Origin of the sequence: Actinoplanes oryzae (genome assembly GCF_030757795.1) — a bacterium.
Lineage (GTDB): Bacteria > Actinomycetota > Actinomycetes > Mycobacteriales > Micromonosporaceae > Actinoplanes.
In genome coordinates, this window is the sequence record NZ_JAUQWH010000002.1 from 15,884 (window position 1) to 30,083 (window position 14,200).

14 protein-coding genes are annotated in these 14,200 nt (G+C 73.1%); 6 read left to right on the forward strand and 8 right to left on the reverse strand.

Features of this window, described 5'->3' with window-relative positions; genetic code table 11:
* The first annotated feature begins 100 nt into the window (after nucleotides 1–100).
* The gene (locus tag RBH18_RS01010; RefSeq protein ID WP_306203883.1) at nucleotides 101–1,264 is read left to right on the forward strand and encodes a tetratricopeptide repeat protein; all 1,164 of its coding nucleotides are present in this window, start codon (nucleotides 101–103) and stop codon (nucleotides 1,262–1,264) included.
* On the opposite strand, the gene RBH18_RS01015 is transcribed toward RBH18_RS01010, so the two are convergent.
* From RBH18_RS01015 to RBH18_RS01025, 3 genes are read right to left on the reverse strand one after another with little or no spacing between them, the layout of a single operon-like run.
* Nucleotides 1,248–2,225: an N-acetylglucosamine kinase gene (locus tag RBH18_RS01015; RefSeq protein WP_306203884.1), complete on the reverse strand. Its 978-nt coding sequence runs from the start codon at nucleotides 2,223–2,225 to the stop codon at nucleotides 1,248–1,250. The two genes, RBH18_RS01010 and RBH18_RS01015, sit on opposite strands and share 17 nt — an antisense overlap.
* Nucleotides 2,222–3,487 (reverse strand): 6-phospho-beta-glucosidase, encoded by a 1,266-nt coding sequence (locus RBH18_RS01020; protein WP_306203886.1) that lies wholly within the window; start codon nucleotides 3,485–3,487, stop codon nucleotides 2,222–2,224. Before RBH18_RS01020 ends, RBH18_RS01015 begins: the two co-directional genes overlap by 4 nt.
* Complete coding sequence (locus tag RBH18_RS01025) at nucleotides 3,484–4,656, reverse strand: ROK family transcriptional regulator (protein ID WP_306203887.1); 1,173 nt, start codon at nucleotides 4,654–4,656, stop codon at nucleotides 3,484–3,486. Before RBH18_RS01025 ends, RBH18_RS01020 begins: the two co-directional genes overlap by 4 nt.
* 235 nt (nucleotides 4,657–4,891) lie before the next feature.
* Here RBH18_RS01025 and RBH18_RS01030 point away from each other — a divergent pair, with 235 nt between their 5' ends.
* The 4 genes from RBH18_RS01030 (at nucleotide 4,892) to RBH18_RS01045 (ending at nucleotide 7,510) form a co-directional block, all read left to right on the forward strand.
* Nucleotides 4,892–5,686, forward strand: coding sequence for a chitosanase (locus tag RBH18_RS01030; protein ID WP_306203889.1), 795 nt, complete (start codon nucleotides 4,892–4,894; stop codon nucleotides 5,684–5,686).
* Between the two features lie 109 nt (nucleotides 5,687–5,795).
* A complete protein-coding gene (locus RBH18_RS01035; RefSeq protein ID WP_306203890.1) occupies nucleotides 5,796–6,908 on the forward strand; it encodes an ROK family transcriptional regulator in 1,113 nt (370 codons plus the stop codon).
* A gap of 45 nt (nucleotides 6,909–6,953) precedes the next feature.
* On the forward strand, nucleotides 6,954–7,241 hold the full coding sequence (locus tag RBH18_RS01040) for a type II toxin-antitoxin system Phd/YefM family antitoxin (protein ID WP_306203891.1): 288 nt from the start codon (nucleotides 6,954–6,956) through the stop codon (nucleotides 7,239–7,241).
* On the forward strand, nucleotides 7,238–7,510 hold the full coding sequence (locus RBH18_RS01045; protein ID WP_306203892.1) for a Txe/YoeB family addiction module toxin: 273 nt from the start codon (nucleotides 7,238–7,240) through the stop codon (nucleotides 7,508–7,510). Before RBH18_RS01040 ends, RBH18_RS01045 begins: the two co-directional genes overlap by 4 nt.
* Nucleotides 7,511–7,523: 13 nt before the next feature.
* Here RBH18_RS01045 and RBH18_RS01050 read toward each other — a convergent pair whose 3' ends face one another.
* The 4 genes from RBH18_RS01050 to RBH18_RS01065 are packed head-to-tail and all read right to left on the reverse strand — an operon-like array spanning nucleotide 7,524 to nucleotide 11,070.
* Entirely contained in the window at nucleotides 7,524–8,648 is a 1,125-nt protein-coding gene (locus tag RBH18_RS01050; RefSeq protein WP_306203893.1) for an outer membrane protein assembly factor BamB family protein, read from the reverse strand.
* Nucleotides 8,649–8,663: 15 nt separating this feature from the next.
* Nucleotides 8,664–9,122: an SRPBCC family protein gene (locus tag RBH18_RS01055; protein ID WP_306203895.1), complete on the reverse strand. Its 459-nt coding sequence runs from the start codon at nucleotides 9,120–9,122 to the stop codon at nucleotides 8,664–8,666.
* 26 nt (nucleotides 9,123–9,148) lie between these two features.
* On the reverse strand, nucleotides 9,149–10,228 hold the full coding sequence (locus RBH18_RS01060; RefSeq protein WP_306203896.1) for a fumarylacetoacetate hydrolase family protein: 1,080 nt from the start codon (nucleotides 10,226–10,228) through the stop codon (nucleotides 9,149–9,151).
* Nucleotides 10,225–11,070 (reverse strand): hypothetical protein, encoded by an 846-nt coding sequence (locus RBH18_RS01065; RefSeq protein ID WP_306203897.1) that lies wholly within the window; start codon nucleotides 11,068–11,070, stop codon nucleotides 10,225–10,227. The genes RBH18_RS01060 and RBH18_RS01065 overlap by 4 nt, the downstream gene beginning before the upstream one ends.
* A 72-nt stretch (nucleotides 11,071–11,142) precedes the next feature.
* Here RBH18_RS01065 and RBH18_RS01070 point away from each other — a divergent pair, with 72 nt between their 5' ends.
* Complete coding sequence (locus tag RBH18_RS01070) at nucleotides 11,143–12,306, forward strand: homogentisate 1,2-dioxygenase (RefSeq protein WP_306203898.1); 1,164 nt, start codon at nucleotides 11,143–11,145, stop codon at nucleotides 12,304–12,306.
* A gap of 157 nt (nucleotides 12,307–12,463) precedes the next feature.
* On the opposite strand, the gene RBH18_RS01075 is transcribed toward RBH18_RS01070, so the two are convergent.
* Nucleotides 12,464–14,122 (reverse strand): fumarate hydratase, encoded by a 1,659-nt coding sequence (locus tag RBH18_RS01075; protein WP_306203899.1) that lies wholly within the window; start codon nucleotides 14,120–14,122, stop codon nucleotides 12,464–12,466.
* Nucleotides 14,123–14,200 lie beyond the last annotated feature (78 nt).

A 14,200-nucleotide genomic window follows, 5' to 3' on the forward strand; every position in this document is an offset into this window, starting at 1 on the left:
GGGTCAGTCGCCCATAGTGGTGCTTCGGGCTTCAACTCGGGCGTGACCCGCTGTGCCCGCCGGTGGGGTGGAAGTGGCTCCCAGCGCCTACTCTCGATGGGTGTCGAGCGAGCCCACGTCCCAGTTCGAACCCGAGACCACCCCCGAGGAGTATCGGCAGCGTGCCCTGCTCCTGGCCGACCTCGGCCGTTACGACGAGGCCGCGGGGGAGATAGCGGCCGGGCTCGCCGCGGCGCCGACCGATTCCGCCCTGCTCACGACGCTGGCCCGGCTGCACGTCGCCGCCGCCCAGCCGCGTGCCGCCCTGGCCGCCGCGGACAGTGCCGTGGCCTCGGCGCCCGGCACGGTCGAGCCGCTGGTGGCGCGGGCGATGGCGCTCGTCGACGAGCGGCGTTACGGCGATGCGGCCCAGGTGGCGGGCGAGATCCTGACCCGGTGGCCGCAGGACGCGGTAGCCCAGCGTACGGGGGCGGCCCTGCTCAGCGAGTCGCGTAACGGACAGGAGGCCCTCAACGCCGCCTGGAACGGGGTGCGGATGGCGCCCCGCGACGCCGAGGCGCATCTCGTGCTCGCCGTGGTCTCGGCGCGGCTGCGGCTGTTCGACCTGGCGCAGCGGGCCTACAGCGAGGCCCTCGACCTGGAGCCCACGATCGCGGACGCGCAGCTCGACGTCGGCGTCGTCCGGCTGGAGCGCCGGCGCTGGGCCCAGGCGCTCGAAGCGCTGGCGGACGAGGCGACCTGGGAGGCCGGCCAGAACACCCCGGCGGAGGATCCGGGGAAGGAGAGCGAGGAGCCGGAGGCGCGGGCGGCGACGGCGGAGCCCACCGCCACCGAGCCGGTGCCCCCGGCGTTCGGCGTCGTGCGTCCGAGCGTTCCGGTGCTGGACACGTCGGCGGCGGTCGGGGCGGCGCTCAGGCAGGCCGTTCTCTACGGGACGAACGGCGTGATGATCGCCGCGGTCCTCAGCGCCGTGATGACGCTCTCCAGCTCGGGCATCGCCCGCACGTGGGCCGGCACGATCGGCGTCGTGGTGCTGGTGGCGCTCGTGGCCTGGACCAGCCGGCAGGTGCGCCCCGAGCCGCTGGGCGCCGTGCTGGGACGGGCGCGGGGCAGTCTGCCACGGCTGGTGCCGGCCTTCGGCGCGACCCTGCTCGCCCCCGTGCTGCTCGTTGTCTTCGCCGCCGTCGGCGGGGTGGTGCCGCTGATCATCGCCATGGTCCTGGCCGCCGTCGCCGAGCTTCTGGTCCTCACCCAGCGGTCCTGACGGGAGTGGGTGCGGCGGCAGTGAGCCGGGTCCGTACCAGAGTCTCGGCGGAGGAGTCGGCACCCAGCGCGTCCATCGCCAGGAGGGCCGCGCCCACGACGGGCGGGGTGTCCAGGACGGTGATCTCCACCGCGGGCGCCTGGGCGACGGCACCCGCCACGATCAGCTCGTGCAGCACAGGGTGCCGCGCGTGCAGCACGCCGCCGCCCAGCACGAGGGCGTGCGGGCGGGAGAGCAGCCCGAGCCGCCCCGCCGCGACCCGGTGCTGGGCGAGGATCTCGTCGGCCTGGCGGCGTACCAGGGACAGCGCCGCCTCGTCTCCGGCCGTCGCCGTGGCGAACAACACCGGCGTCAGGGAGAAAAGCAGGTCCGCCGGGATGTCGCCGAGGTGCAGCCCGATGCTGACCTCCTCGACCGTCGCCCGGCCGAAGTGCGCGGCGACCGCGGCGGTGAGCGCGGTCGGCGCGTCCCGGCCGTCCTCACCGCGGGCCGCCAGCCGCAGGGTGTGATCGGCGAGGTCGTGGCCGCCGCCCCAGTCGCCGGAGATCGGGCCGAGAGCCAGGAAGCGCGCGGTCTGCCCGTCGGCCCGCCGGCCCACGCAGTTGGTGCCCGCCCCGCAGACCACGGCGACGGCGTCGGGGCTGGCGGTGCCCGCGCGGAGCAGGGCGAAGCAGTCGTTGTCGACGATCGTTTTGCGGCCCCAGCCCTGGGCGCCGAGGGCGGCCTGGAGCTGGTCGACCTCCGCGGGCAGGTCGGCGCCGGCGAGGGCGAAGGCGGCGACGTCGACGGGACCCGGGCCGGCCGCGGCGATCAGCTCACCCAGCACGCGCACTGTGCCGTCGAGACCGATGACGTGCGGCGACACGGTCGGGCCGCGGAGGTATCCCGAGACGTGGCCGTCGGCCGTACCGAAGACGAGGTCGGTCTTGGAATTGCCCCCGTCGACGGCGAGCCAGCTCATCGGGCCCATGCGAGGTGCTGCGCTCCCGTGGCGAGCAGCTTGCCGGTGAGCTGCTCCGCGAGGTCGTACTGGCCGACCAGGGGGTGGGCGAGCAGCGCGCGGAAGACCCGCTGCCGCCCGCCCCGCACGGCGGCCTCCAGAGCCAGCTCCTCGTACGCCGACACGTGCGCGACCAGCCCCGCCAGCTCGGGTGCCAGCGGCGCGACCGGCCGCAGCACCGGCCCGTCCCCGCCGACCCGGGTCGACACCTCGATCACGGCCTGGTCGCTCAGGAACGGCAGCGTGCCGTAGTTGCGGACGTTGACCGAGTGCGACCCGTCGGGATCGAGCCCGTGCAGCGCCGCGATGAGCCCGACTGCGGCCTCGGAGTAGAACGCCCCGCCGCGCTCCCCGAGCAGCGCCGGCTTCTCGTCCAGCGTGGGGTCGCGGTACATGTCCAGCAGCGTCGCCTCGATCTCGGCCACCCGCCGGCCGCGCGGCGGGTTCGTGAGCGCGGCACGGACGTGCTCGTCGTGGGCGTAGAAGTAGCTCAGGTAGTAGGAGGGGACGTTGCCCAGGGCCGTCAGCACCTCGGGCGCCAGCTCCACCTCGCCGGCCAGCTCCGCCAGGTGGGCGCCGAGCAGCTCGGGCAGCCGGTCCACCCCGTCGACGAACGCGGCGCGCTCCCACGTCAGGTGGTTGAGCCCGACGTGGTCCAGCAGCACCGCGGCGGGGTCCACGCCGAGCATCCGGGCGAAGCGCCGCTGGAAGCCGATGGCCACGTTGCACAGCCCCACGGCCCGGTGCCCGGCGTCGAGCAGGGCGCGGGTGACGATCCCGACCGGGTTCGTGAAGTCGACGATCCACGCGTCCGGCTTGGCCCGGCGGCGGATGCGCTCGGCGACGTCGAGGACCACGGGGACCGTACGCAGCGCCTTGGCCAGCCCGCCCGCCCCGGTGGTCTCCTGTCCCACGCAGCCGCAGTCCAGCGGGAACGTCTCGTCCCCGATCCGCGCGGCCTGCCCGCCCACCCGCAGCTGGATCACGGCGACGTCGGCGTCGGTCACCCCGGCGTCCAGGTCGGTCGTCCAGGTGACCCGCCCGGGGTGGCCGTGGCGGGCGAAGATGCGCGCGGCGAACGCCCCGACGATCTCCAGCCGCTCGGCGGCCGGGTCGATGAGGACCAGCTCGTCGATCCGCAGCCCGGAGTCGCGCAGCCGGGCGAAGCCGTCCACCAGCTCGGGCGTGTACGTCGACCCGCCGCCGACCACTGCGATCTTCACTGGCTCTCCCGGATGGTGGCGATCAATGTCTCGCGGACGGCGTGGAGGCCCGCGTCGAGCGCCCCCAGCAGCACCGCGTCGTCTTCGAGCGTGGTGAGCGCGACCGTGCTCTCCAGCGGGGCGGCGCGGCCCAGTGCCGTGGCGACGGCGTCGAGCAGGGGGCGGCCGGCGGCCTGTGCGACCGGCCCCGCGAGCACCACGAGGGACGGGTCGAGCACGGCGATCACGGCCGCCAGGCCCACGGAGATCCGGTCGGCCAGCTCGCTCAGGAACTCCGCGGACTCGGCCCCGGCCGTGGCCACCTCGACCGGTGTGGCACCGGGCACGCCGTGCTCGCGGCCGAGGGCGAGAACCGCCGCGCCGCCGATGAGGTCCTGCAGGTCGGTCTTGTGCTGGGGGGAGCCGGGCGCGAAGAGCGGCATGTAACCGATCTCGCCGGCGCCGCCGCGGGCCCCGCGCAGCAGTGTGCCGCCCAGGTCGATGGCGAGGCCGAGGCCGTCCGCCCCTAGCCACAGCAGCGCGAAGCCGTCCGCCTCCCGGCCGGCGCCCCGGCGCCGCTCGGCGACCGCGGCGAGGTTCACGTCGTTGTCGACGCCGACCCGGGTGCCCAGCCGGGCGGCGATCCCGGGGACCAGGCCGGGGCGGGCAAACCCGGGGATGTCGACGTGCCGGATCGTCTCGGCCCGGGTGTCGTACGAGCCCGCGACGCCCAGCTGCACGTGCCGCACCGCCTCGGGAGCCACGCCGGCCCGGGCCACGAGCCCGGCGACCGCGTCGATCACGGCCGTCCCGGGATCCGTCACGAGGAAGTCGACGGGCGTCTGGAGCCGGGCGCGCACCGAGCCGGTCAGGTCGCAGAGGGCGGCGGTGACCGCGGGCGCCCGGCTGGCGCCGATGTCGCGGATCGAGACGGCGGCCGCGTACGCCGCGTCGGGGTTGGCCGCGTAGATCTCCGCGTTCGGCCCCGGGCGCCCGCTGTTGTGCCCGATCACGGAGACCAGCCCGGCCCCGGTGAGCCGGCGCAGCACCTCGGAGATGGTCGGCGTGGAGAGCTCGGTGAGCCTGCGCAGATCGGCGCGGGTGAGGCCGCCGGGCTCCAGCAGATGGGCCAGGGCGGCGCTCTCGTTCATGGCCCGCAGCAGCTTGGACGACCCCGCCAGGCGAGTCACCGGGCCCCCTCGGTGATAGGCAAAGTGGTTAACAGTCGCCTCGACGCTAGGCGCCCGGCGCAACCCCGTCAAGGGCAAGGGCATCTATTGATTAAGTACCTTAACTGATCTATCGTCTCCATTCGCTTCCTTCAATCCCCGAAGGAAGCTCCCGCGAACCCCCTCGCGGGCGGGGTCCGCCATCCCCCGGCGGACCCGGCGCCATCCCCACCTCTCACCCCTCGCGAGGAGCGCCATGAGACGCAAGACAAGGCTGTTCTGTGCCCTGGGCACGGTCCTGGTCGCCACCGCCGCCGCGGTCTACGGCGTGCTGCCGGCTGGCGCCGCCGTCGCCACGAACCTCGACGACCCGGTCAAGAAGGACGTGGCGATGCAGATCGTCTCGGCCGCCGAGAACTCGTCGCTCGACTGGCGGGCGCAGTTCAGGTACATCGAGGACATCGAGGACGGGCGCGGCTACACGGCGGGCATCATCGGCTTCTGCTCGGGCACCGGCGACATGCTGGAGCTGGTCGAGGCGTACACGGCGGCCGAGCCCGGCAACGTGCTCGCCAAGTACCTGCCCGCGCTGCGCTCGGTCGACGGCACCGATTCGCACGCCGGGCTCGACCCCGGCTTCCCGGCGGACTGGCGTACGGCCGCGGCCGACCCGGTCTTCCAGGCCGCGCAGGAGTCCGAGCGCGACCGGGTCTACTTCAACCCGTCCGTACGCGACGGCAAGAGCGACGGCGTGCGCGCGCTCGGCCAGTTCATCTACTACGACGCCGCGGTCATGCACGGGTACGAGGGCATGCGCTCGATCCGCAGCCGCGCCCTGCGCAAGGCCAAGCCGCCGGCCCAGGGCGGCACGGAGACCGCCTGGCTGAACGCCTTCCTCGACGAGCGGGTCGCCGAGATGAAGAAGGAGGAGGCCCACTCCGACACCACCCGGGTCGACACCGCCCAGCGCGTCTTCCTGCGCAACGGCAACCTCGACCTGAACACCCCGCTCGACTTCGCCGTCTACGGGGACGACTTCCACATCGGATGACCACCACGGAGAGGTAGTCGATCAAAACACGCCGTGAGGCAGCGCGCGGATCGGGCGGGTCGGGGGCGAGGATAGGCGAAAGCCCGCAACCCGGTTGAAGGAGAACGGTGTGACGACGCGCGCGACCGAGCTGCTGCGGGTGGTGCACGCTCGCCCCGGGGTGACCCGCGCCGACGCCGCCCGGCTGATCGGGGTCGGCACCGGCGCCACCACTGAGCTGGTCGGCCGGCTCGGGCAGGCCGGGCTGCTGGCCGAGGAGCCCGCGGCGCCCAGCGGGGCCCGCGGGCGGCCGACCACCGCCCTCATCCCGCATCCGCGCGGCCCCCTGATCGCGGCCGCGTCGATCACCCACGAGCAGTGGCGAGTCGACGTGGTCGAGCTCGGCGGCGGCATGCTCGCCTCGGTCCGCGAGGAGCTGAGCGGCCGCGGCGGCGACGAGGTGGTCGCGGCGGTCGGTGCGGCGGTGGCCGGGCTGCGCCGCCAGTACGGGGACCGGATCCGCGGCATCGGCGTCGCCGCCCCGGGCATCGTCTCGCCCGACCTCCTGCTCGACGCCAGCAACCTCGGCTGGCGCGACGTCGACCTGGCCGCGGTGTGGCCCAAGGCGGAGATCTTCGTGGCGGGCAACGACGCCACCCTCGCGGCCAGCGCCGAGTCCCACCGGGGCGTGGCCGTCGGCGCCTCGGTCGCCCTCCACCTGCGCGTGGAGGCGGGGCTGGGCGGCGCCGTGGTCGACGGGGGCAAGGTGCTGGTCGGTGCCGTGGGCGCGGCGGGCGAGTTCGGGCACATGCCGTTCGGGGACCCGGCGGTGGCGTGTCCATGCGGGGCGTACGGATGCTGGGGAACCGCGGTCGACGGCTCGGCGCTCGCCCGCCTGCTCGGCCACGAACCGCCCCGCGACCCGATCTCCTACGCCCGCCGCGTGATCGCCTCCGGGGAGCCCGAGCCGGCGGCCGCGACGGCGACCGTGGCGACCGCGCTCGGCCGGGGCATCGCGGGCCTGGTCAACGGGCTCGACCCCGATCTGGTCACGCTCGGCGGCCTCGGGCTGGACCTGCTGCTGGCCGCGCCGGGGGAGATCGAGGCGGCCTACCGGGCGGGCCTGATGGGCTTCCGCCGCGAGAACCCGCCGCCGGTCCTCGCCGCCGCCCTGGGCGACGACGGCCCACTCGCCGGCGCCGCCGAGGAGGCCTGGACCGCCCTGCTGACCACGCTGGTGTGACCCACCTCCTGTACGTACAATTTTCTGTACGTACAGGGAGGGCTCATGAAGGTCGTCAGCTTCACCGAGGCCCGCCAGAACTTCGCTCGGACTCTCGACGCTGTCATCGATGATGCCGAGGAGACGGTGATCCATCGCTCGGGTCACGAGCCGGTGGTCATCATCTCGCTGGCGGAGTGGAATTCGATCAAGGAGACCGAATACCTGCTGTCCAATCCGGCCAATGCCGCTCGCCTACGCGAGGCCCTGGCTCAGGCGGAGCGCGGTGATCTGGTCGAACACGGCTTGGACGACCTCGACGAGGCGGGTGCCGACACGCGGGAATCGGCGTGAGCGTCAAACGCATCTCATGGACGGTTGTTGCCGGGAACGAGTACCTCGGCTGGGCTTCCGACGACAAGCAGATGGTCAAGCGCATCAACACGCTGGTTCGCGACATCGTGCGGGACGACAGTGAGCCTGGACTCGGCAAGCCGGAGATGCTGCGCGGTGATCTGGCGGGATGGTCCTCGCGGCGGATCAACCGGGAGCATCGGCTGGTGTACCGCGTCGCCGACGACGAGCTGATCATCCTCTCCTGCCGCTTCCACTACACCAGGTGAGCGCGGCCGGCCGTCAGAGGGCGGCGGCGATGACGGGGTCGATGCCGTAGTAGTGGTTCACCTCGTCCGGATCGTCCGTGGCGTCCGGCCACAGGCGCTCGATCGCGACGAAGGTGTCGGTGACCTGCCAGAGGTGGGGCTTCCACGGTTCCTTGCGCTCGTTGCGGACGTAGAGTCGGAAGGCCTTGAGCTGCGTGCCCGTCGCCGCGTCGAGGGTGACGAGCCGCTGGTCGGCGGTGAGCAGGACGACCTTGCCCGCGCGGACGCCGAGCACCTGTGCCGTGCCGGTCCAGCGCCATGTCGCGGCCCCGGAGGCGGTCACGGCGTCGTCGGCGGTGTCCAGGACGAGGTCGCCGCCGGCCGTCGCGGTGGGGGAGTCCAGGGCCGGGGCGCGGACCGGTTCGGCCGCGGTGGCCAGCCAGCCCCGCCCCGCGCTGTCCCGCAGGCCCGCGCAGCCCGAGCGGGCCACGTCGCAGCCGAGTGCCGCATAGGGCCCTGCGGGCCAGCCGCTCAGCGCAGCTCCGGTGGTCACGTCCCACGCCCCGGCGCCGCAGACGACGGCTCCACCCGCGGTGACGAAAGCATCGGCGCAGTCGGCACTCCACCGCACCGTGCCGGCGGAGACCGCGGTTGCCCGGCTGCCGTCGGTCACGATCACCGTGGTTCCGTGCGTAAGCAGACCGGCCGGGGCCCAGACCGCGTCAGCCCCGGTCCGCCCCTCGACCGGCGACGCGGCCGGCCCGTCGAACCGCCAGGCCACCTTCCCGGTACGCCCGTCGAGCGCCACCAGCTTCCCGTCCGACCACCGGCTCACGACCGTCGTCCCGGCGGCGACGACCCCGGTCAGCTGCTCGGGCCACCGCCGGTAGGACCAGCGCGGCGTGTACATCGTCTTCGCCCCGACCGGCGCGTCGGCCTTCACCAGGCGCGGGCCGGCGTACACGCGGATGGTGTCGTCGACGATCAGGGGAGCCTGGGTCAGCTTGCCGGTCACGCCCGGGCGGCGGATCTGCGCGACCGGGTACGCGGTCGTGGCTGGCTCGGACACCTCGGCGGGGCGGAGCACCCGCCACCCGGTCAGGCCGGCCGCGGCGAGCACGACGGCCGCGGCGAGCGCGAGCAGCAGTTTCCGGGTCACGCCCGCGACAGTAGTTCAGGCTGCCGAGGCCAGATCGTCCAGGTCACGACGGAGGGCACCCTCGACCGTACGCGCGGCGAGCCCGCCGAACACGAGCGCCAGCAGCCGCCCGGACGGTGCCGTGGGGCTGCCGTCCTGGACGACGGTCACCATCGTCCCGCCCCGGTGCCGCCCCTCGATCACGGGCACGAACGTGTACGTCATCCGGTAGTCGGCGCCGATCCCGGGCGAGGCCACGACGAACTTCTCGGGGACGGCGCATTCGCGTACCCGGAACTCCTCGGTGATCTCCCCGCCGTCGGCCATCACACGGGTCTCGCGCCAGACAGTGCCCTTGCCGAAGGGGCCGCGGGTGAGCATGTCGACGCGCGTGACGGTCGACAGCCAGTCCCGTCGGCGGGGCAGATCGGTGAAGACCCGCCAGACCTCGACGACCGGCGCTTCGACCAGCCGGGTGACCGCGACCGTGGACATGCCCTCACCGTACGGAAAGTCGCGCCTCAGGGACAGACAGTTCCCGACACCGGTCCCAAGCCGATCGTGCCGCCCTCCGCCCCCGCGGCCGTGGCACTGATCGTCACCCGGTCGCCGTCCCGCAGGAACCCGCGCTCCTTGCCGTCGCCCAGCCGCACCGGCCGGGTGCCGTTCTCCGTGAGCTCGAGGAAGGAGCCGGTCTCCGTGGGCCCGGACACCGTCCCGGAGGCGAAGAGATCGCCGGTACGCACGGCAGCCCCGTTGACCGTGAGATGCGCGAGCTGCTGGGCGGCGGTCCAGTACATGTGCGTGTACGAGGGCCTGCTCACCTCGGTGCCGTTCCACTCGACCCGCAGCGTGATGTCCAGGCCGGGGCCGGACGGGAGCAGGTAGGGCACCGGCCGCGGGTCCTGCTCGGGCGGCTTCCCGTCGGCCAGCGCCTCCAGAGGGGTGACCCAGGGCGAGATCGAGGTGGCGAACGACTTGGCGAGGAACGGGCCGAGCGGCCGGTACTCGAACGCCTGGATGTCGCGTGCCGACCAGTCGTTGACGAGGACCACGCCGAACACGTGGTCCCGGAAGCGCCCGGTGGGGATCCGGCGGCCCGGCACCCCCACGACGAAGCCGACCTCCGCCTCGATGTCGAGCCGCTGCGCCGGGCCGAAGACGCCGGGACCCAGCTGCCCGTACGGGCGGAGGACGGGCGTCCCGGAGACGACGACCGTCCCCGCGCGGCCGTGATAGCCGATCGGCAGGTGCTTCCACTGCGGCGGCAGGCCGGGCTCGCCGGGGCGCAGGATCCGGCTGACGTTCACGGCGTGGTGCTCGGACGAGTAGAAGTCCGTGTAGTCGGCCACCTCGAACGGCAGATGCAGCTCGACCTCGTCGATCGCTGTCGCCGTCAACCGGGGCAGGGCGTCCCTGATCCGCGCGCGCCGCTCGGTCCACTCCGGACGTCCCAGGGCGAGGAACGGGGTGAGCGACGGCCACGGCAGGAACTCGGCGACGTCCACCACGCTGTCGCCCAGGCGCACCCCGATGCGGCGCTCGTGGCCGGGCGTGGAGAAGACGCCGTACGGGAGGTTGTCCGGCCCGAACAGGCTCACTCGTAGCCGCCGTTCACCAGGCCGAGGCGGACGAGCTCGGTGAGGGGCTCGAGGACGTTGGCCGTGCCGAAGCCGACCCAGAGCGGCCGCGGCTCGTCCCGGCGCTCGCGGGCCGGCTCGACCAGCGGCACCGGATGCGTCGCCGCCAGCACCTCCGCGACCTCGGCCACCTCGCCGCCCTCCGCCGCCAGCGCCGACGCGACCAGCACGTTGAGGAAGCCGTGATGCGTGAAGCCGGTCTCCGGATCGGTGTGCCGCAGCGCGTGGCGGAGCCCGGCGGCCAGCTTGAACGGCAGGCCCCGGTCGCGGCAGGCGCAGATCACGGCGGCCAGCTCGACGGGCGTCGGGAACAGCTCCGAGGCGAGCCCGCCCACCCGGAACTTCGGGCGCAGCGCGGGACCCGCACCCGAGTGCGTCGCGGCCACGGAGTCGAGGGCGGCGAGCAGGCCCCAGCTGAGCGGGATCTCGGCGTACACCTGCAGGTCGGGGAAGCCGGCGGCGAACTCGCGCAGGGCCCGCACGCCGGGCTGGGGATCCTCGCCGCGCCGCGCGACCAGCGCCTCCACCTGGGTCACCCGGGAGCCGGTGGCCCGCAGCTTCGTGACCGTCGCCGGCAGAGCGGCGATGCCGGTGTCGCTCACCACGCCGACCTTCAGGCCGTGCGGGGAGATGTCGAAGGCCGCGACCGACGAGGGTACGAGCAGCGCGCCGAGCAGGGGCGCGTACCAGCCCTCGCGGTGCCTGCGGTGGGAGTCGACCGCATCGGCGCCCGGCACGCCCGGCGGCAGCACGGACGCGTCGTCCACGAGGCCGCGGAAGATCGGGGGCACCAGCGTTGACACGCCACCGAACCTAATGGACGCTGCGAGAGCTGGACAACACCGACCGTGATGTCTTGTTAGGTGGTGGCGACGATGCCGTACTACCGCACTGCCGGGGAGATCCCCCGCAAGCGGCACACCCAGTTCCGCCGGCCCGACGGCGGGCTCTACGCCGAGGAGCTGATGGGCCAGGAGGGCTTCTCCTCCGACTCGTCCCTGCTCTATCACCGATATCCGCCGACGGCCATCTCCGACGCCTCCCGCTACGAGCCGCCGGCGTTCGCGCGGACGCCGAACCTGCCGCTCAAGCCTCGCCACCTGCGCACCCACAAGCTCGCAGCCGGCCCGGCCGATGCGGTGACGGGTCGTCAGCCGTTGCTGGCCAACGATGACGTTCGCATCGGCTATGTCGTGGCGGACCGGCCGTCCCCGCTCTATCGGGACGCCGTGGGCGACGAGTGCCTCTACGTGGAGGAGGGGTCGGCGACCGTCGAGACGACCTTCGGTCATCTGCCGGTCTCGGCGGGCGACTATGTCATCATCCCGACCTCTGTCGTGCATCGCATCGTGCCGACCGGCGGCCCGGTGCGGCTGCTGACGATCGAGGCGACCGGCCACATCGGACCGCCCAAGCGCTATCTCTCGGTGCGCGGCCAGTTCCTGGAGCACGCGCCCTACTGCGAGCGGGACGTGCGCGGACCGGGCATTCCGGTCGTCGTGGAGGAGACGGATGTCGAGGTCTACGTCAAGCACCGCGCCGGCTGGACCAGGCACGTCTACGCCCACCACCCCTTCGACGTGGCCGGCTGGGACGGCTGCCTCTACCCGTGGGCGTTCTCGATCCACGACTTCGAGCCCATCACCGGCCGCGTCCACCAGCCGCCGCCCGTCCACCAGACCTTCGAGGGGCCGAACTTCGTCGTCTGCTCCTTCGTCCCGCGCAAGGTCGACTACCACCCGCTCGCCGTCCCGGTTCCGTACAATCACCACAACGTGGACAGCGACGAGCTGATGTTCTACACGGGCGGCAACTACGAGGCCCGCCGCGGCTCCGGCATCGAGCAGGGCTCGATGTCGCTGCACCCGTCCGGCTTCACCCACGGCCCCCAGCCCGGCGCCGTCGAACGCAGCCTGGGCGCCGAAGCCTTCGACGAACTCGCCGTGATGGTCGACACGTTCCGGCCCCTCGACCTGTGCGACGCGGGCCTGTCGGTCGAGGACACGGGCTACGCCTGGACCTGGAACCGCACCCCGTAGCGCCCGGCCGTGCGCAGCGTGCCCTTCGGTCGTGACGCACGATCCTCGTCGCTATGAGCGCTTGGTGGTGGCTGTCCGACGGGTCTGAGCGTTGCTCCTGGTCAATCAGCGGATGCGAAGGCGAGGGCCGCGGCGCTGCTGGCGGCTGCTCCCACGCTCAGCGGCGGCCGATGCTCAGCACCGGCTTGGTGACGTCGGCGAAGAAGTCGTTGCCCTTGTCGTCGACGACGATGAAGGCCGGGAAGTCCTCGACCTCGATCCGCCACACGGCCTCCATGCCGAGCTCCGGATATTCGAGCACCTCGACGTGCCGGATGCAGTCCTGGGCGAGCCGGGCCGCGGGGCCGCCGATCGAGCCCAGGTAGAAGCCGCCGTACGACTGGCACGCGCGCGTCACCTGGCCGGAGCGGTTGCCCTTGGCCAGCATGACGAGCGAGCCGCCCGCCGCCTGGAACTTCTCGACGTACGCGTCCATGCGGCCAGCCGTGGTCGGGCCGAAGGAGCCGGACGCGTAGCCCTCGGGGGTCTTGGCCGGGCCGGCGTAGTAGACCGCGTGGTCGCGCAGGTACGCCGGCATCGGCTCGCCGGCGTCGAGGCGTTCGGCGATCTTGGCGTGGGCGATGTCGCGGGCGACGACGAGGGGGCCGGTCAGCGAGAGGCGGGTCTTGACCGGGTACTTCGAGAGCTCGGCGCGGATCTCCGCCATCGGGCGGTTGAGGTCGACCTGGACGACCTCCTCCGAGCCGAGGTCGACGTCGGGCAGGAAGCGGGCCGGGTCGGGCTCGAGGCGCTCGAGCCAGACGCCCGACGGGGTGATCTTGGCGAGGGCCTGGCGGTCGGCGGAGCAGGAGACGGCGATGGCGACCGGGCAGGAGGCGCCGTGCCTCGGGAGCCGGATCACGCGGACGTCGTGGCAGAAGTAGCGCCCGCCGAACTGGGCGCCGATGCCGAAGTCGCGGGTCAGCTCGAGGACCGCGGCCTCCAGCTCGACGTCGCGGAAGCCGTGGCCGGTTGTCGAGCCGGCGCGCGGGAGGTTGTCGAGGTATTTCGCGCTGGCCAGCTTGGCGGTCTTGAGGGCGTGCTCGGCGCTCGTGCCGCCGATGACCACGGCGAGGTGGTACGGCGGGCAGGCGGACGTGCCGATGAGCCGGAGCTTCTCGTCCAGGAACTCCATCATGCGCGCCGGGTTCAGCAGCGCCTTGGTCTCCTGGTAGAGGTAGGACTTGTTGGCCGAGCCGCCGCCCTTGGCCATGAAGAGGAACTTGTACGCGTCCGGGGCCCCGCCCGGGTCCTCCGCGTAGAGCTCGATCTGCGCCGGGAGGTTGGACCCCGTGTTGCGCTCGTCCCACATGGTCAGCGGGGCGAGCTGCGAGTAGCGCAGGTTCAGCCGGGTGTACGCCTCGTAGACGCCCCGGGCGATGGCCTCCTCGTCGGTGCCGTCGGTCAGGACGTGGCGGCCGCGCTTGCCCATGACGATCGCCGTGCCGGTGTCCTGGCACATCGGCAGCACGCCGCCGGCCGCGATGTTGGCGTTGCGCAGCAGGTCGAGGGCGACGAAGCGGTCGTTCGGCGAGGCCCTGGGGTCGTCGATGATCGCGCGCAGCTGGGCGAGGTGGGCCGGGCGCAGGAAGTGCGCGATGTCGTGCATCGCCTCGGCCGTGAGCAGGGTGAGCAGCTCCGGCTCGACGGTCAGGAAGCGCCGGCCGCCGGGGCCGTGCACCACGTCGACACCCTCGTCCGCGAGCAGGCGGTACTCGGTGGTGTCCTCGCCGGTCGGCAACAACGGCGAGTACGAGAAAGCGGCGGCTCTGCTCATGACGGGCAACTTTAGGCCAGCGACATCCACGGGTGCGAACCAGCGTGGTCACGCCATGGTGACAGTCACGTCACCATG